Genomic DNA, 17,552 nt, shown 5'->3' on the forward strand with positions numbered 1-17,552 from the left:
GGTGCGAATCGAACCTCCGAGAATTCGGGCCGACGGCCGGGGAACCCGTCGTGTTCCGGTTCGCGCACCGATGTCCTCCAGTCGAAACGAAGGGGTGCAATATGGACGAGGACGACACGAAGCCAGTCGACGACGGCGACAGCAGGGACGACGAACCGTCGGTATCTTCCGAAAGGGTCCGAACGGACGACTCGAAGGCGATCGCCAATCCGGACGGGAAAGGAAACCCGGACGAAATAACCGGCTCTCGGGACGCTACTGATTCGAACTCCGGCGATGTCGACGACGTGTTGGCGGCCGGAACGACTGGGCAGACGTCGGACGGAGGGGGAAGCGAACCGACGAGCCGCGATCGGTCTTCGCCGGAGGTCGACATCGGGAGCATGGTGCTCGACGACGAGGGTGAAGACGACAAGGGGTTGTTCGACGACCTGTTGTCCGGCGAACCGATCTTCGAGAACAAGGAGGTGCTCCGACCGTCGTACACGCCTCACAAACTCCCGCATCGTTCGGATCAGATCAACCAGATGGCGACGATCCTCGTGTCTGCGCTTCGGGGGGAGACGCCGTCGAACATTCTGATCTACGGGAAAACCGGAACCGGGAAAACCGCGAGCGCCAAGTTCGTCTCACAGGAACTCGAATCGACGTCCCAGAAGTACGACGTCCCCTGTGATGTCGAATACATAAACTGTGAAGTGACGGACACCCAGTATCGGGTGCTCGCACAACTGGCGAACAAGTTCATCGAGAAGAACCAGAACCGAATTCAGGGACAGCTCGAACGTCTTCGAGAGCTCCGTTCGGACGTCGTTCGGGACGGCGACCTCCAGCAATCCATGGACGGACAGTCGGCGGGTTTGGGCGGACAGTCGGCGGGTTCGGACGAACAAACAGCGGGTTCGGACGGACAACCGGCGGATTCAGAAGAGATCACCGTCTCGGAGTTCGACAGCGTCGAGGAACTCGACGAGCGGATCGAGGGTCTCGAAGCAGATGCCGAGGGGATGAAGGAAGTTCCGATGACGGGGTGGCCGACCGATCGCGTGTATTCGACGTTCTTCGAGGCGATCGACTACCGCGAGCGCGTCGTCGTCATCATGCTGGACGAAATCGACAAACTCGTCGAAAAGTCGGGTGACGACACGCTGTACAACCTTTCGCGTATGAACTCCGAGCTCGACAACTCCCGGATCTCTATCATGGGGATCTCGAACGATCTGAAGTTCACCGACTTCCTGGATCCCCGCGTCAAGTCGAGCCTCGGCGAGGAGGAGATCGTCTTCCCGCCGTACGACGCGAACCAGCTCCGGGACATCCTCCAGCATCGCGCGGACGTCGCGTTCAAGTCCGACGCGCTCACCGAAGACGTGATTCCGCTGTGTGCGGCGTTTGCGGCTCAGGAACACGGCGACGCCAGGCGCGCGCTCGATCTCCTCCGAACGGCGGGGGAACTCGCCGAGCGCAGTCAGGCGGATCTGGTCCGCGAGGAGCACGTCAGACAGGCACAGGACAAGATCGAACTCGACAGGGTCGTCGAGGTCGTCCGGACGCTACCTACCCAGAGTAAGATCGTTCTGTTTTCGATAATCCTGCTCGAGAAAAACGGCGTTCACAACATCAACACCGGCGAGGTGTTCAACATCTACAAGCGACTCTGTGAGGAGATCGACGCAGACGTGCTCACCCAGCGCCGCGTTACGGATCTGATTTCCGAACTCGACATGCTCGGGATCGTCAACGCCGTCGTCGTCTCGAAGGGTCGGTACGGAAGGACCAAGGAGATGAACCTCTCGGTGCCGATCGAGGAGACGGAGGCAGTCCTCCTTTCCGACTCTCGGCTCGGCGACATCGAAAACGCACAGCCGTTCGTTCAGGCGCGCTTCGACAACTGACTCCCGATCCTCTCGGTTTCGCTGAACCGGAACGCTAGTTGCGCCGATTCATCCAGCCCGCGTTGCGCCCGACAGCCACTGCGCTCGCCCCGGACGCGACAAGCACGGTTTCGGGGTCGAGAGGAACGGCGGGTAGCGTTCCGGCGAACGGCCCGGCTTCGCCGGTGAAGATCAGGCGGATCCACCCCAGCATCGGAACACGGAGGCGAGCCACGCCGGTCACCCAGTCCTCGTGGACCACCGGGGCGATGCCGTTGTGTTCGTAGTCCTGATCGTACCACCTGTTGTGATCGCCCTTGGTAATGAACCCGTCATAGGGGGCGGGACAGGTCGCGAGTTCCTCGCAGCTGTCGGCGTTCATCGCGTCCTGGTCCACCCGGTCGTACCAGTTCTCCCCCTCTTCGACGTGGTGGTGGGCGCGGTGGATGATCGGTGATCCGGCACGGTCGGGCGGATCAAAGACGATCACGGATCCGGGCATGCCGAACGTTTCATAGCCCACCTCGGCACCCTGTTCGTAGGTCACGACCCCGGTTCCGGGGACGGCGACGTCAGGAGCGTACCGCCCGGGTTCGGTAACGAGCACGAGGTCGCCCATGTTCATGTTCGGCTCCATGCTCGTGCTCTCGACGGCGACGAGGGGCGGCCATACTCCACTTATGGCAAACAGCACCAGGCCGATCGCGACTACAACCACGACGCTCAGCAACACCTCCCGGACGACCATATACGGGCCGTCCTGGTCGTTCAGGAATCGATCCAACGGGGTTCGATTGTCCTGCCTGGCGTCGGGTTCGCCGCCGAGATCCGGCTCGGCGTCGTTACTGGTTTCGTCACTGCTGGTTTCGTCGCTACCGAGATCAACACTATCGGACCAGCCACTATCGGCCTCGTGGCCATCGCCTTCGTCTGGCGGAACGGGATCGCCAGCGTCGGTGTCGTCGTCGGTAGGGGGCCGCTCCCCGGATGTCATCGGAGAGTATTCGTCACCTCGTCGTTTCAACCTTCTGGGTTCGAAACGATGTGGAATTCGGCCCCGGAGCGCTCCGGCACGCTTTTGAGCGATCGAATCCATCCGGGAGACGTGCCGCTGGAGACGCCCTCGCGTATCGTCCAGGAGCTGGCGAGCCGGGGCTACAACGCTGAACGCGAGGCCGTCACGCTGATCGCCGGCGCGTCGAACCCGGGTGCGGTCCTCGAGGCGACAGTCGATCGCACTCCCGGTGACGCGCTCCGGATCACCGCTGACACCGTTCGTGAGGTCCTCGAAGCCGACCCGAACAGCCGGGACCGAACCCCGAACGACAACCCCTCTGTTTCAACTGGAACCACCACCGAGAATCCACCCGACGATGGCCAGTCGTCTCCAGTCGAAACGAAGGGGTCTTCGGATCGGGGGAGCGGACGGTCCAGCCGAGATCCCTCCAAAAGCGGAGATGCCTCCAAAAGCCGAGATGCCTCCAAAAGCCGAGATGCCTCCAAAAGCCGAGATCCCTCCAAACGATCCATTGAGGTCGCCGGAGACATCACGGGACAGTCGACCGGGACGGGAACGTACGACGATTTCGTCGCAGTGTTCCGGGACCGGTTCGAGAAACTCTCGAAGAAGCTCCGAAACCGGGTCAACCATCGGCCCGCGGAGACGATTTCCGCGATGTCGGGCGGAACCGACGTCGAACTCATCGGTCTGGTGAACGAGATCCGGTCGACCTCTGGGGGACACTGGATCGTGGAACTGGAGGACACGACCGGCACCTTTCCGTGCCTGGTGATGAACGACAGGGACATCGTGGAACTCGTCGACGACCTCCTGTTAGACGAGTGTATCGCCGTCTCCGGGACGCTCTCGGACGATGGCGAGATCGTGTTCGTCGACTCCATCCACTTCCCCGATGTTCCGCGGAGTTACCGCCCGTCGACGGCGGATCGTCAGGTCCAGGCCGCATTGATTTCGGACGTTCACGTCGGCAGCCAGGAGTTCGCCGCCGACGCGTGGCACCGGTTCACCGACTGGCTCCACTCCGAGGAAGCGGCGTCCGTCGAGTACCTGCTGATCGCTGGCGACATGGTCGAAGGCGTCGGCGTTTATCCGAACCAGGACGAGGAGCTTTCGATCGTCGACATCTACGACCAGTACGAACGGTTCGCGGAGTGTCTCAAGGAGGTTCCAGGGGACATGGAGATCGTTATGATCCCCGGAAACCACGACGCAGTCAGGCTCGCGGAACCCCAGCCCGGCTTCGACGAGGAGCTTCGGGAGATCATGTCGGCACACGACGCCCGGATCTACGGCAACCCGGCGTCTGTAACGATCGAGGGGGTCACCGTGCTCATGTACCACGGTGTCTCGCTGGACGAACTCATCGCCGAACTCCCCGAGGAGAAAGCAAGCTACGAGGAACCACATCGGGCGATGTATCAGCTTCTCAAAAAGCGACACGTCGCGCCACAGTACGGCGGCCATATGCGTCTCGCCCCCGAAACGGAGGATTACCTCGTGATCGAAGAGATTCCGGACGTGTTCCATACCGGCCACGTTCACAAACTGGGGTGGGGGAAGTACCACAACGTTCTCGCGGTGAACTCCGGCTGCTGGCAGGAGCAGACTGCCTTCCAGAAGTCCGTGAACATCGAACCCGACTACGGCTACGCCCCGATCCTCGATCTCGACACGCTCGAGTTGGCGGTCCGGAAATTCGTGTAGCCACCTGTCTGGACGATGCGTTCCGTGACGGGTTCCTTATGAATCCTCCAGCGGTAGGGAAACCATGTTTCAGAACCGGCCGGATCGCGATACTGAAGTCGTACTCGTGGGACGCTCGAACGTGGGGAAGTCGACCCTCATGCGCGAACTCACGGGACACGACTTCACAACCGGGAAGAAACCCGGCGTCACCCGGAAGCCGAACCACTACGACTGGGCCGGCGAATCGTTCATGTTCACGGACCTTCCGGGGTTCGGCTTCATGTCCGGTGTAGAAGAAGACCGGCGAGAACAAATAAAAACGGACGTAGTCAGGTACATCGAAGAGTACGCCGACAATATCATCGCGTCCGTCCTCGTCGTCGACGGGAAGGCGGTGATCGACATTATCGACCGCCACCGGGCGGACGGGGAAATCCCACACGACGTCGAACTGTTCCACTTCCTCGAGGACGTCGGCGCCAGTCCGATCGTGGCCGTAAACAAGATGGACAAGGTGGACGACCGCGACGACCGACTCGACGAGGTGTGTGATCGACTCGGCCTGTTTCCCCCGTGGCAGCAGTGGCAGGACACCGTCGCGCCTATCTCCGCAAAGCAAGGACGGATCGAACCACTACTGGAGTGTCTCCGTTCCCGATTCAAGGCGGAAAAGCGGGACGACCTTTTAAAATTCGTCACCTGAACCGCCGTGTTTTTCTGGATCGTTCGCGGAAAAACCTTCCTTCCCTTAAAGACCTAAAACCTGTGTTATCATTCCTCACGATTTGTCATCGATATAGCAATCCACATTAACCCCGAACACGAAATCTTCGCTCATGAGTGAATCGTTCGTCATCATCGGCGACGGAATCGCTGGCTCGTCGGCGGCAGAGACACTCCGTGAAGAAGCGCCTGACGCAGACATCACGATCCTCACCGACGAGGGTGAAGCGCTGTACAACCGGATTCTGATAAAGGAGTACGCGAAGGGCAAGCTCCCCGAAGCGCCCGTCTCGATCCACGAAACGTCGTGGTACGAGGAGCGGGACATCGATCTCCACTTGAACACGCTCGTCACCGACATCGACGTGGAGAACGACCAGGTCGAGACCCACGAGGGCGAGACATACGGCTACGACAAGCTCCTCGTCTCGATCGGTGGCACTCCCCAGCAGCTTCCGGTTCCGAACTCGGACGCCGAAGGGATCCACCACTTCTGGACGTTCCAGGACGCACGGGCGATCCGGGAACACGTCGAACAGGCCGAAAGCGGCGTCGTCGTCGGAGCTGGCCTGCTCGGGATCGACCTGGCGGCGATCTGTGGTGCACAGGACCTTCCGGCCCACTATCTGATGCGCGGCAAGTGCTGGTGGCGGTATGCACTCTCGGAGGAGGGCGCCGAGATCATCCACGACGCGCTCCGGGACGTGGGTGTCACACCGGTGTTCGAATCCGGCGTCGACCACTTCGAGACGGACGAGGACGGCAAGCTCGTCGCCGCCGTCGATCCGAACGGCGAACGGTACGAGGCGGACTTCGGGGGCGTCGCGATCGGCCTCGACTTCAACACCGAGCTGCTCGAGGACACCCCTGTCGAGACGGACACCGGCATCTACGTCGACGAGTACATGCGGACGGACGTCGACAACATTTTCGCAGCGGGTGACGTCACCGAGTTCCACGACGTCATCCTGGGCGAGCGCGCACAGAACGGCGCGTGGGGCTCCGCAAAACAGCAGGGGACCATCGCCGCGAAGAACATGATCGACTACGGCAGCGAGGAGTTCCGTTGGGTTTCCTCGTACTCGATCACGCACTTCGACTTCCCGTTCCTCTCGTTCGGTCACCCGACGCTGGGCGAGGAGACTGTCGAGCGGAAACACTCAGAAAACGAGTGGCGGCGGCTCGCGTTCAAGGACGGCAAGATCATCGGCGGCGTCCTGATCGGCGACCTCTCCCCGCAGTCGGCGTACAAGCAGCTGATGCGGGAAGAGCGCATCGTCGCGGACCAGAAGGACGTCCTGATGCAGGAGGACTTCACGGTGGACGACCTCTCGGCCCCACAAAAGCAGTAAGCCGGCGACCGATCACAGATCGCGCGGCGTAGAACGTCGACGGAGCGAGGGAAAGCGAAGCGGTTTTCGGCGCAGCCCGGTTTCTCTCCGGTATGGACCCCGGTTCCAGCGACATGACGCTGGCGTTCGAGCTCGAGGCGCTCAAAGAGCTTGCGGATCCGAACGCGGTCATCAACGACGCCCGGCAGTGGACGAAATATCTCGGCGTAGTCAGCGAGAAACCGACCTACGTCGTCACGAACTTCACGCGGAAACACCGGATCCGTCAGGACTTCTTTTCGGGCCCCCGTGGCGTAACAGAGAGCCTCGAGAACGTCAAGGATCAGTTCGACACTGAACGATACGTACTCGTCGGAAACTCCGAGGACGCCGAAGAGATCGCAGAGAACGTCGGGTGGGAGTATCTCCCCTTGTCCGACGCGGCAGAGGCGGCCGACTGGCAGATCGCGGCCGACGACGGGAACGACGTCGATCCGTTCCAGGAGGACGGACGCGACGACTGGCCCTGACCGCCGATTTCTGCGTTTCGGCCGTCCCGCGACTACCGTCATGGACGACGGCATGGAAAGGTCTAACAGCGCAGACTCCCTCATTTCGGGAGATGAGTCACCAGCTGCCAGACGTTCAGGCGAGTCGTCCGGACGTGACCGTCGGCCTCTCTCAGGTCGGTGTTACCGGAGTTCAAAAGCTCGTCAAACTCTCGCGCGGATCGCTGCGTCCGATCGTTCTGATGGCGGAGTTCGAAGTGTTCGTCGATCTGCCTGCCGGCCGAAAAGGGATCGACATGAGCCGAAACATGGAGGTCATCGACGAGATCCTCGAAGACATCACCCGCGAGGAGGCGTACCGGGTCGAGGACGTCTGTGGAGACGCTGCAGAGCGCCTCCTCGAGAAGCACGACTACACGTCGACGGCCGAAGTCCGGATGACCGCAGACTACATGGTCCGGGATCGAACCCCTGCGAGCGAACGCCCTACGCAAAACACCGCGGAAATCATCGCTAGTGCGGTCGCGACCGACGAGGAAACCCGATCGGAGATCGGGGCTGAAGTCACCGGGATCACCGTCTGTCCCTGTTCACAGGGGATGTCTGAATCCCGTGCTCGCGAGCAACTCGAGGACCTCGGGGTCGACGAGGAAACGATCGATCAGTTCCTCGATCGTGTTCCGCAGCCGGGACACTCACAGCGCGGTCACGCGACGCTTACCGTCTCCGACGAAGGGTCACCCGACGTCGACCTGGTTGAACTGATCGACATCGCGCGGGACGCGATGAGCGCCAGGATCTACAACCTGGCGAAACGACCAGACGAGGACCACATGACCTACCACGCCCACGCGAACGCGAAGTTCGTCGAGGACTGCGTCCGGTCGCTGGCGGAGGACGTCGTCGACCAGCTCGATCACCTCCCCGACGAAGCAGTCATTCGGATGAAACAGTCCAACGACGAGTCGATCCACCAGCACAACGCCCACGCCGAGCGGGAGGTCACGATGGGACAGCTGCGCGAGGAGCTCGCCGGAAACGGCGTCTGACTGCGGATATTCGAAATCCGATCACGGAGTTTCGCGATCTCGCTCTCGTCTACAGATTCAGCGGTTTCGCGTTCTCCCATCGGGGCTCGAACGACTCTCGGACGTCGCCGGCGAACTCCGGATCCTTCAGATCGATCATCGCGAACGCTTCGCCCGGATCCAGGGGATTCGACACTTCGATGCAGACCTCGACGTCGTCGATCAACTCGAAGGTGCCCTGTAAACCGGTGGCGACGCGGACGGAGAAGTTCTCCCGGTCGGCGAGCCGTTCGGTGTACCGTCGGCCCACGCTCCGAGGGAGCCCGTCGACGACGTCGGGCGAGAGAAGCAGGGAGACGGAGACGCCGCGTTCGAGCGCTTTCTCGAGCTCGTCGGTGATCTGTTCGCCGATCTCGCCGAGGTCCAGCCCTGCGGCGGGTGCGCCCGCCACCATGACGATCTCCCGTTCGGCCGTCGAGATCCGTTCGAGCAGCAGATCCAGCGTTTCGTCGGGTCCGACCGCCGCAGTCCAGAAGTGGCCGTCGACCGGTTCGGCGGTCTCCAGTTCCTGTGAGAGCTCGTCGACGACGTCCTCGTACTGTTCGGCCTTCCGTTCGAGCTCCGCTTTCCTGTCCGCGAGCAGGCGATCGAGCCCCGCATCGGGCTCGACGGCGACGTACTTCTTCGGCCGGCTCGCTGCCTGGCTCCGAACCAGGCTGTACTGCTCGAGACTGTTCAACACGTCGTAGATCCGTCCCATCGGGACTTCGCTCGCCCGCGACAGCTCCTTTGCCGTCGTCGGGCCGAGACGCAGAAGTGACCGATAGGCCCGGGCCTCGTACTCCGAGAGCCCGAGATCGCGGAGGCTCGCCATGCCCGAACGTTGCCGCGTCAGAGTATAAACGCACCGAAAGTTTATGGAATGTTGGAACGTCCAGTCGCCGCATATCTCCGGGAATCTGGCGTCGTTTCCGTTTCGAGACGACAACCGACTGGCCCGGATCGGGGCGGTGCCAACTTTCGACTCGTTTTTCCCGTGACGGACGGCGGTTTCCCCCCGTCGACAGCGGCTTCTCCCGAGTTCGCTCCGGTTTGCACCCCTTCGACGCCTGTACTTTTATATTCTCCACCGAATTCGTCGAACACATGAGCAAATCGTTCACGGTTGCCAGCGCGAAGGGTGGCGTTGGCAAAACGACGACGACGGCGAACCTGGGGGCGGCGCTCGCGGCGGCCGGTCACGACGTAGTGCTCGTCGATGCGGACATCGGCATGGCGAACCTCGGGGCGATGCTTGGAATCGTTCCGGAGGGGCCCACACTCCACGACGTGTTATCGGGTGACGCGAACCTCGAGGAGGCGCTTTACGATGGTCCCTGTGGAATGCGCGTTGTTCCGGGGAGCGTCGAACTCGAGGCGTACGCGGGCGTCGACCCGGCGAAGTTGCGGGAGGTCGTCGAGACCCTGTCGGAATTCGACGGCTACGTCCTCGTCGACAGCAGTGCTGGATTGAGTCACGACAGTTCGCTGCCGCTCGCGCTCGGCGACGGGACGCTTCTCGTTTCGACGCCGGACCGGGCGTCGCTTCTGGACACCGAGAAAACACGCGAGCTGACTTCCCGACTCGGCGGCTCGGTACTCGGCGTTGCCCTGACGCGAGTCGAGCCGGACCACCCGATGCTGCAGTCGGCACCGGAGGTACTGGGCGCCGACGTGATCGGAGAGATCCCCGAAGACGAAGCGGTGACCGCGGCTGCTGCCGCACAGGAACCACTGGAGGTTCACGCGCCGCAGTCTCCGGCTGCGGTTTCCTACCGCGAACTCGCCAGGGAGCTCACCGGCGAAGCGATCCCCGAACCGGAACCGGAGACGGAGCCAGAATCTGTCGCCATTTCGGGCGGTGGTTCAGAACCCGAAGACGAATCCATTTCGGATTCGGGGGAGGAGGCGGAGGAGGCTGCCGTGGCTTCGGGACCGGAGCAGGAGGCGGCGTCCGATGCGGAACCTGAAGACCTGGAGTTAGACGAGGAGTTGGGTGAGGAGACGGATGAGTCAGAGGAGCTGGAGTTAGACGAGGAGTTAGAGGAGGAGTCGGACGAGTCAGAGGAGCTGGAGTTAGACGAGGAGTTAGAGGGGGAGTCGGATGAGTCAGAGGAGCTGGAGTTAGGCGAGGAGTCGGATGAGTCAGAGGAGCTGGAGTTAGGCGAGGAGTCGGATGAGTCAGAGGAGCTGGAGTTAGGCGAGGAGTCGGATGAGTCAGAGGAGCTGGAGTTAGGCGAGGAGTCGGATGAGTCGGAGGAGCTGGAGTTAGGCGAGGAGACGGATGAGTCAGAGGAGTTGGAGTTAGGCGAGGAGTCGGATGAGTCGGAGGACTTGGAGTTAGAGGAGGAGTTGGGTGAGGAGACGGATGAGTCAGAGGACTTGGAGTTAGACGAGGAGCCGGAAAACCCGGAACCGGATACTCGTGAAGACGAGGAAGGTTCCGAAGACGAGATCGAACTCGAAGAGCCGATTCAGGAGGCTGGCTCCGGGAAAAAAGACGAATCGGCGGCGGCCGAAACCACAGCAGAGTCGAACGAAGAAGAACCGGCAGAATCCGGCGGTGAGTTGGCGGAACCCATCCCCGACGCAGAGCCGTCTGACGCCCAGGAGGACAGTCCTGACGCGGACGAGGAGTCGGACGAGAACGAACACGACGAAGGCGACGGGAAAACTGCAGAGGACGAAGCTGACGACGAAGAAGCAGAGGGAGCGGAGGAACCGGAGGAACCGGAGGAACCGGAGGAACCGGAGGAATCTGACGAAGCTGACGAAGAAAAAGAAGAGAAGAGCGGTTTCTTCAGCAGACTGTTCGGCCGTTAGCAGGGTCGGCGGGACTGTTTGGCCCTACGTTTCGAACAGCCCGCTCACGTCGTCGCGTTTCCGTCGTCGTCGACGAATCCGGGCAGCCAACTGGTCGTAGACGAACTCCCGAGACGGATCCTCGCCGGCGACGAAATCGAAAAGCAGCGTCGTGATCGCCGCGCGGCCATCCGCCTGTTCTTCCCGGGCGACTTCGATTGCCTCGGCCAGTATGTCTCCCTCGTAGGTCTCGTACTCCTCGGCCAGCGCGTCGACCGCCGGTACGAGTTCCTCGAATGGGAGATCCGTCACCTCGAGAACGTCTTCCCGGTACGAGATCGGATCCGGGGGTCCCCGCTCGATCCGCTCGGGATCGCGTGCGAGCGCGTTCAGGAACGCGACGGCGTCTCCGACGGCCACGCCGCGATACCGGTTCGGAAGGTCGTCGAGATACTCGCGACCGCTCTCGGCTAGCCCCACCGCACCACTCCAGTTGCGGTTTCGGGCGTGGTGTATCGCCGCAGTCAACTGTATCAATCCGTGAAACAGCTTCTCGTCGTCGGTTCCGGTCTCGAGTTCCAGCCAGACCTCCTCCCAGGGGTCGTGTGCAGCGTGATACTCCCCAGTTGCGTACAGCACGAGTCCGGCCCGAAGCGGCCCGCCGATCGACACGTCCATGACGTTACGTTTGGCGTCCGATCCCGACAGCGCTCAGACGGCCATCTCGTTGGTGACGCCGATCTCCTCGGCGACGTCGGGGATATCCAGTTGGGAGAGCGTCTCCCGGAGCGGGACGCCCTGGGTGTCCCACCCGCGGACGGCGTAGTACCGATCGAGTTCCCGTTCGTACTCCGCTTCGTCGATGAATGCGCCCTGACTTGGCCCGTCCGGGACCGTCTCGGTGAACCGCGGGGGGAGGCGATCGTCCTCGCGACTGAATCCTTCCCGCACGTTGTACGCCTTCGAGAGGTTGTACATCCGCTCGCCCGCGGTGAGGAACTCCGACCGGGAGAGGTCGAAGCCGGTCATCGCGTTGACCAACTCACGGACACCCTCCGAGAGAGTGATGCCGCGGGTGAACTTGCAGACGCCGGTGATGTCGTAGACCGCCATCAGGTCTTCCATCTCCTTGAGTGCGATCGCCTTGCCCTCCATCTTCGTGCGATCGTAGTTCTCGAAGTCCCAGAAGTCCCCGCCCATCTCGAGGGCGTACAGACAGGACGTGAGGTGGTCGGCACCGCGGGGTGAGACCCCGAACGCCAGCGCCATTCCCTTGATTCCGCGTGCCTCGAACCCGGCGGGAGCCTGGTTTTTCACGTGGACGGCGAACTCCTCGCCGGCGCCGGCCCGCTGTGCGGCCCGGACGTGACCGTCCATCAGCAGCTGTCCGAGTTCGCCCTCGCCGCTGGCCATCCGACGCAACAGCTCCAGCAGCGCGTCGGCGTTCCCGAACTCGAGGTCGACGTCCTCGTCTCCGACGTCGATTATGTCCTTTTCGGCTGCCTCCATCGCCCACGCGATCGCGTTGCCGGCGTCGATCGTGTCCAATCCGAGCCGGTCGCAGATCTCGTTTGCCTTCGCGACCGCCTCGATGTCGTCGACCTCGACGTTTCCGCCCAGCGCGTACTGAGTCTCGTACTCCGGGCCGTCGACGGCGATGTCGCCGTACTTCGTGTCTTCGGCCTCGAAGAACTGGCTGCACGGTTTCGTACAGTACGGACACGGTCGCTTGGTGTCGACGTACTCCTCGGTCCAGTATCGCGGATCGAGCGACACGCGATCCTCCTCGGGATCTTCGAGTTTGTCGTACGCCCGCTTGAAGAAGCCGGACTGCCAGTTCCGCGTCGGGAAGATGCCGAGCGCGGTGTTTTTCGCGTCGAACGCCTCGCCGGTACCGTACTGGACGTCGACTGTGGGGTTCCCGGTTCCGGTGATGTCGGTGCCGCCCCGCCCGGTCGTCTCCAGACGCCACTTCTTGTTGAGCTCCTCCAGTTCCTCGGGACGGGCGACAGGGATGTCCTTCGTCCCCTTGACCGCGATCCCCTTCAGGCGCTTCGAGCCCATCACGGCGCCGGGTCCGCCGCGACCCGCCTGCCGGTCTTCGCATTCGATCATCGAGATCCGGGACTCGTTTTCCCCGGCCGGTCCGATGACTGCCGTCCGGAAGCCGGAGCCGTACGTCTCCTTGAGCTTCTCTCCGGTCTCCCAGGTGTCGAGCCCCCACAGGTCCTCGGCGGACTCGACGCGGACGTCGTCGTCCTCGATGACGAGCGTCGACGGCTCCTCGCAGGCGCCCCGCACGATCAGCGCGTCGTAGCCGGCCCGTTTGAGCTGGTCGCCCATCTTCGCTCCCACGATCGACTTGCCGTATCCGCCGGTGAGCGGAGACTTGAATCCGAACGTCGTCTTCGACCCCGTCGGAACCGACGGGCCGACCAGCAGCCCCGGTGCGATCGCGAGCACGTTTTCGGGATCCAGTGGATCGACCTCCGGACCGACCTCGTCGTAGAGAATCCGGGTGGTGAATCCAGATCCACCGAGATACTTCTGGACGTAGTCGTCGGACAGTTCTACTGTCCGGTGTTCTCCAGTTGTCAGATCGACATCGAGAAGCCGTTTCCAGTAACCCATAACAGTACGTTACTCGTTTCGGGAGCAGCATAACAGTTGTTCTGTTTCTCGGTCGTTGCTCACGTTGCCACGCTACCCTACCGATCGATTTTACCGTCTCCAGCCGGTATATACCGTTACATGGCGGATTCGGATCTCGAAGTCACTATCGTCGACGGCTACGTCGACGAACCGGCACACTTCGGCGTCCCGCCGTACATTTCGACGTATCCCCGGTTCACGGCGGGGGCGCTGGTCGACGCCGGCGTCGCTCCCGGCGACGTCACCTATCACACGATCGATGCGCTCCGGGACGACAGGAACCGGTGGCGGGACGTAGCGGGGGCCGACCTCCTGGTGTACGTCGGCGGGATGACCGTCCCCGGGAAGTACGTCGGCGGCACGCCCGCCGAACCCGAAGAGGTCCGGGAACTCGCGTGGACCGCCCGCGGGACGACCCTCCTCGGGGGGCCGGTCCGGTTCGGCGTCGGCGAGGAGAACGCCGGCGCACAGGAAACCCGCCGCGAGGATCTGGATTTCGATTTCGTCGCGAAAGGTGACGTCGAGGCGGCCGCCCACGATCTCGTCGCGAACGACCTGGAGGGGTTCAACGACCGAATGCGCGACAACGACGAACTCGACCGGTGGGCAGCGGCCGGCGCGTTCGTCGTCGAGGGGCATCCGAACCATCCCGACTACCTGATCGCAGAGTTGGAAACCTCCCGCGGCTGTGCCTACCGGTGTTCGTTCTGTACCGAGCCACTGTACGGCAACCCGTCCTTCCGGACGCCGGAGTCCGTCGTCGAGGAAGTCCGGGCACTCGCCGACGCCGGCGTCCGACACTTCCGGCTCGGGCGGCAGGCGGACATCCTCGCGTTCGGCGGCGACGGCGAGGCCCCCAATCCCGGGGCGCTGTCCCGGCTGTACGGTGGGATCCGCGAGGCGGTCCCGGACCTCGGCACGCTGCATCTCGACAACATGAACCCGGTGACGATCGTCGAGTACCCCGAGCGCTCCCGGGAGGCGATCCGCATCATCGCCGAACACAACACGCCGGGGGACACCGCCGCGTTCGGCCTCGAATCCGCCGACCCGGTGGTGCAAGAGGAGAACAATCTACTCGTCACTGCCGAGGAGTGTCTCGAGGCGGTACGGGTCGTCAACGAGGTCGGCGGATGGCGTCCCGGCGACGATTCGGGGCCGGAGACCGGCGATCCGGACGGTGACGGTCGGCGGTACGGCCCGTCGACAGATCCCGCCCCGGGCCAGAATCTCCCGAAACTTCTTCCGGGCATAAACCTGGTCCACGGGCTCCAGGGCGAACGCGAGGAGACGTTCGAACACAACAGACGGTTCCTCGAGCGGGTCCTCGAGGAGGGGCTGATGGTTCGGCGGATCAACATTCGGCAGGTGATGTCCTTCGAGGGGACGGAGATGTCCGACGTCGGCGCTGACATCGCCCGCGACCACAAAAAGCAGTTCAAACAGTACAAACAGGAGGTTCGGGAGACGATCGATCGACCGATGCTGCGGCGCGTTGCCCCGCCGGGGACGGTGTTGCCGGACGTCCACCTCGAGTACCATCGCGACGGGAAGACGTTCGGCCGGCAACTCGGTACGTACCCGCTGCTCGTCGGGTTGCCGGGCGAACGACAGCTCGGGGACAGCGTCGACGTCGCGATCGTGGACCACGGCTACCGGTCGGTGACGGGGATCCCCTTCCCGCTGGACGTCAACGCGGCTTCGATGGACGAACTCACGGCGATACCGGGAATCGGGCGCTCCCGGGCCGGAGACCTCGTCGTGAACCGACCACACGAAACGCTCCCCGAACTGGACGACGGGAGTGTCGGCGGGGCCGACGTCGACCTGTCGGCGTTTCTCACCGTCCGAACCGACGCTGGCGGTTCTGAAAATCCAGAAGTGCCCGGAGATAGTCCCGCTTCCGGAAGTCCCGCCAGTTCACGTCGGTGAAGTACAGCTCCGCGTAGACGGACTGCCAGATCAGAAAGTCCGAAAGTCGCTCGGCGCCGGTTTTGATGAGCAGGTCCGGCTCGTCGGGGAAGACCAGCCGTTCGCTCACGTCCGCCTCGTCGATACTGTCCGGATCCAGCGTTCCAGCCTCCACGTCGGCGGCGATCTCGCGCACCGCCCGAGCGAACTCCTGTTTCCCGCCGAGACCGATGTTAACCGTGATCGGCGCGTTCGCGGGCTCCGTAGACTCGGGCGTCCTGACTGCGACCGGACGCGGAGCGTCGACGTCGCGAAGTTCCCGTTCCAGGGTCGGCACCACGACCTCGTCGAGCACGCTTACCGTAATCGTCACCTGCTGGCCGCCGTACTCGAACGCCCAGCCGAGAAACGATTCGAGCGTGTCGTACGCGCCCTGTTCCAGCAGGTCGCGCTCGGTGATCGCGACGGCGACGTGGCGCGGCGGCTCCGCGTCGTGTAGCCGGTGGCGGACGGCGAGGTACCGATCGTACAGCCCCACGTCGCCCTCCACGGGGTGTGGATCAAAAAGGACGCCGTTTCGGGGGCGATGTCGGGAGCGTTAAGTGCGCGTCGGGGATACCTCGTGACGTGACGAACAGGCTCCGCCGTGCCGGGGGATTCGCTGCGGTTTCGTCGCTCGCACTCGCGGCCCCCGAACTCGGACAGGCGGCCGCTGTCCCCTTCGCGGCTATCGCGGTACTGGCGGCGTTCGTCGTCGACGACGGTCCCCTTTTCGAGCTGTTCGCCCGTCCGAGCGACCGACAGGAGGGTCGCCTGTACGGGCTCGCCGGCTTTTCGCTCGCGGCAGCGGGACTGGCGGTGTTCGCGACGATCCCGACTGTTCCGATGTCCGAGAGCGTCTTCGCCGCCGCCGTGGTCGTCGTCGGGTTCGGCAACCTCGGCCGCGCGCTGGTCGCCGAACTCTCCACCGAGGAGTTTCTCGAGGTCGCCGGGTTCGTTGCGGCGGGCTTTCTTGCGGCGACGGCCGCCCAGGCGATCGTCGCCACGCAGCTTCCGGGGCGGGTCGACCTCTCGCTTTTCGCTTTCCTCGCTGCAGTCGCGGCGCTGGTCGCCGCGTTGTTGCGATCCATGTTGTTCCCGCGGGACGATCCGCTGGTGATGCTCTCGGTGGGCCTCGTCCTCTGGCTGTTCGCCGAACTCGTGCTCGCGGTGTCCCCGATACTGGTCGGAGCCGGACTCGCGATCACCGTCGTGCTCGGGTACGTCTCGTATGCCCTGGGGACTGCCTCCGTTCCGGGCATGCTCACCGGCGTGCTGCTCGGGCTGCTCGCGGTCGTACTCGGCGGCGTCGGCTGGTTCCTCGCGCTCATGGCGTTCTTCGCGATCGGCGGGCTCTCCTCGAAGTACCGCTACGAGGAGAAGAAAGCCCGCGGCGTCGCCGAGGAGAACGAGGGGGCCCGTGGCACCGGGAACGTGCTCGCGAACTCTGCGGTCGCGCTCGCGGCCGTCCTCGGGTTCGCCGCCACTGCACACGGCGACGTTCCCGCCTGGCCGCTGGCGCTCGCGTTTGCGGGGTCGGTGGCGACGGCACTGGGGGACACGCTCTCCTCTGAAATCGGCGGGCTGTACGACGATCCGCGGCTGGTGACGACGCTGGAACCGGTCGAACCGGGAACCGACGGTGCGATCACCTGGCAGGGGGAGTTTGCGGGCCTGGCCGGGGCGGCCATCGTTGCCGCGATCGCGGCGGCCTCCATGCCGCTCGGATTCCAACCGATTATCGGGGCCGGAATCGTGCTCGCTGCGGGGTTCGTCGGGATGACCGTCGACTCTCTGCTCGGTGCCGCAGTCGAGGGCGACCTGCTCGGCAACCAGGCGGTCAACTTCGCCGCCACGCTCGCCGGGGCGATCGCCGCCGTCGGGTTCGGGGTTCTCCTCGCCTGGTGAGTCGCCACGGGCGCGCGAGACGCCTCGCT

Annotated in this window: 14 protein-coding genes; 9 read left to right on the forward strand and 5 right to left on the reverse strand. The window is 63.5% G+C overall.

Going from position 1 to position 17,552, the window contains the following annotated elements; all coding sequences use genetic code 11:
• Positions 1-101 precede the first annotated feature (101 nt).
• On the forward strand, positions 102-1,895 hold the full coding sequence (locus tag AArcCO_RS00705) for a Cdc6/Cdc18 family protein (RefSeq protein WP_259534448.1): 1,794 nt from the start codon (positions 102-104) through the stop codon (positions 1,893-1,895).
• Positions 1,896-1,929: 34 nt separating this feature from the next.
• Here the strand turns inward: AArcCO_RS00705 and AArcCO_RS00710 are convergent, their stop codons facing one another.
• The gene (locus AArcCO_RS00710; protein WP_259534449.1) at positions 1,930-2,868 is read right to left on the reverse strand and encodes a S26 family signal peptidase; all 939 of its coding nucleotides are present in this window, start codon (positions 2,866-2,868) and stop codon (positions 1,930-1,932) included.
• 111 nt (positions 2,869-2,979) lie between these two features.
• On the opposite strand from AArcCO_RS00710, the gene AArcCO_RS00715 reads away from it, so the two are divergent.
• From AArcCO_RS00715 to mptA, 5 genes are all read left to right on the forward strand, one after another.
• A complete protein-coding gene (locus tag AArcCO_RS00715) occupies positions 2,980-4,599 on the forward strand; it encodes a DNA-directed DNA polymerase II small subunit (RefSeq protein ID WP_259534450.1) in 1,620 nt (539 codons plus the stop codon).
• Between the two features lie 64 nt (positions 4,600-4,663).
• Complete coding sequence (gene engB / locus AArcCO_RS00720) at positions 4,664-5,284, forward strand: GTP-binding protein EngB (RefSeq protein WP_259534451.1); 621 nt, start codon at positions 4,664-4,666, stop codon at positions 5,282-5,284.
• A gap of 133 nt (positions 5,285-5,417) precedes the next feature.
• Positions 5,418-6,656 carry an NAD(P)/FAD-dependent oxidoreductase gene (locus AArcCO_RS00725; protein WP_259534452.1) on the forward strand — a complete coding sequence of 413 codons (1,239 nt, stop codon included), beginning with the start codon at positions 5,418-5,420 and terminating at the stop codon, positions 6,654-6,656.
• 92 nt (positions 6,657-6,748) lie between these two features.
• Positions 6,749-7,165 (forward strand): DUF7124 domain-containing protein, encoded by a 417-nt coding sequence (locus tag AArcCO_RS00730; RefSeq protein ID WP_259534453.1) that lies wholly within the window; start codon positions 6,749-6,751, stop codon positions 7,163-7,165.
• 92 nt (positions 7,166-7,257) lie between these two features.
• A complete protein-coding gene (gene mptA / locus AArcCO_RS00735) occupies positions 7,258-8,193 on the forward strand; it encodes a GTP cyclohydrolase MptA (RefSeq protein WP_259534454.1) in 936 nt (311 codons plus the stop codon).
• Positions 8,194-8,242: 49 nt separating this feature from the next.
• Here the strand turns inward: mptA and AArcCO_RS00740 are convergent, their stop codons facing one another.
• Positions 8,243-9,046 (reverse strand): TrmB family transcriptional regulator, encoded by an 804-nt coding sequence (locus tag AArcCO_RS00740; protein WP_259534455.1) that lies wholly within the window; start codon positions 9,044-9,046, stop codon positions 8,243-8,245.
• 272 nt (positions 9,047-9,318) lie between these two features.
• Between AArcCO_RS00740 and minD the strand changes: the two genes are divergently transcribed.
• Complete coding sequence (minD, locus tag AArcCO_RS15855) at positions 9,319-11,034, forward strand: cell division ATPase MinD (protein ID WP_303650965.1); 1,716 nt, start codon at positions 9,319-9,321, stop codon at positions 11,032-11,034.
• Positions 11,035-11,058: 24 nt separating this feature from the next.
• Here the strand turns inward: minD and AArcCO_RS00755 are convergent, their stop codons facing one another.
• Both AArcCO_RS00755 and AArcCO_RS00760 read right to left on the reverse strand, forming a co-directional pair.
• Complete coding sequence (locus AArcCO_RS00755) at positions 11,059-11,691, reverse strand: DUF309 domain-containing protein (protein ID WP_259534456.1); 633 nt, start codon at positions 11,689-11,691, stop codon at positions 11,059-11,061.
• 33 nt (positions 11,692-11,724) lie between these two features.
• On the reverse strand, positions 11,725-13,644 hold the full coding sequence (locus AArcCO_RS00760) for an aldehyde ferredoxin oxidoreductase family protein (protein ID WP_259534457.1): 1,920 nt from the start codon (positions 13,642-13,644) through the stop codon (positions 11,725-11,727).
• Between the two features lie 120 nt (positions 13,645-13,764).
• Here AArcCO_RS00760 and AArcCO_RS00765 point away from each other — a divergent pair, with 120 nt between their 5' ends.
• Positions 13,765-15,597: a radical SAM protein gene (locus AArcCO_RS00765; RefSeq protein WP_259534458.1), complete on the forward strand. Its 1,833-nt coding sequence runs from the start codon at positions 13,765-13,767 to the stop codon at positions 15,595-15,597.
• Here AArcCO_RS00765 and AArcCO_RS00770 read toward each other — a convergent pair.
• A complete protein-coding gene (locus AArcCO_RS00770; RefSeq protein WP_259534459.1) occupies positions 15,506-16,114 on the reverse strand; it encodes an undecaprenyl diphosphate synthase family protein in 609 nt (202 codons plus the stop codon). The genes AArcCO_RS00765 and AArcCO_RS00770 overlap by 92 nt on opposite strands.
• An 89-nt stretch (positions 16,115-16,203) precedes the next feature.
• On the opposite strand from AArcCO_RS00770, the gene AArcCO_RS00775 reads away from it, so the two are divergent.
• Complete coding sequence (locus tag AArcCO_RS00775) at positions 16,204-17,523, forward strand: DUF92 domain-containing protein (protein WP_259534460.1); 1,320 nt, start codon at positions 16,204-16,206, stop codon at positions 17,521-17,523.
• Positions 17,524-17,552 lie beyond the last annotated feature (29 nt).

This window comes from Halalkaliarchaeum sp. AArc-CO (assembly GCF_024972735.1).
GTDB lineage: Archaea > Halobacteriota > Halobacteria > Halobacteriales > Haloferacaceae > Halalkaliarchaeum.

Bases quoted from the DNA above. Each gene is read 5' to 3' on its own strand.
- AArcCO_RS00765 (WP_259534458.1), top strand. From the start codon at position 13,765: ATGGCGGATTCGGATCTCGAAGTCACTATCGTCGACGGCTACGTCGAC.
- AArcCO_RS00710 (WP_259534449.1), bottom strand. From the start codon at position 2,868: ATGACATCCGGGGAGCGGCCCCCTACCGACGACGACACCGACGCTGGC.
- minD (WP_303650965.1), top strand. From the start codon at position 9,319: ATGAGCAAATCGTTCACGGTTGCCAGCGCGAAGGGTGGCGTTGGCAAA.
- mptA (WP_259534454.1), top strand. From the start codon at position 7,258: ATGAGTCACCAGCTGCCAGACGTTCAGGCGAGTCGTCCGGACGTGACC.
- AArcCO_RS00705 (WP_259534448.1), top strand. From the start codon at position 102: ATGGACGAGGACGACACGAAGCCAGTCGACGACGGCGACAGCAGGGAC.
- AArcCO_RS00725 (WP_259534452.1), top strand. From the start codon at position 5,418: ATGAGTGAATCGTTCGTCATCATCGGCGACGGAATCGCTGGCTCGTCG.
- AArcCO_RS00760 (WP_259534457.1), bottom strand. From the start codon at position 13,644: ATGGGTTACTGGAAACGGCTTCTCGATGTCGATCTGACAACTGGAGAA.
- engB (WP_259534451.1), top strand. From the start codon at position 4,664: ATGTTTCAGAACCGGCCGGATCGCGATACTGAAGTCGTACTCGTGGGA.
- AArcCO_RS00740 (WP_259534455.1), bottom strand. From the start codon at position 9,046: ATGGCGAGCCTCCGCGATCTCGGGCTCTCGGAGTACGAGGCCCGGGCC.
- AArcCO_RS00755 (WP_259534456.1), bottom strand. From the start codon at position 11,691: ATGGACGTGTCGATCGGCGGGCCGCTTCGGGCCGGACTCGTGCTGTAC.
- AArcCO_RS00730 (WP_259534453.1), top strand. From the start codon at position 6,749: ATGGACCCCGGTTCCAGCGACATGACGCTGGCGTTCGAGCTCGAGGCG.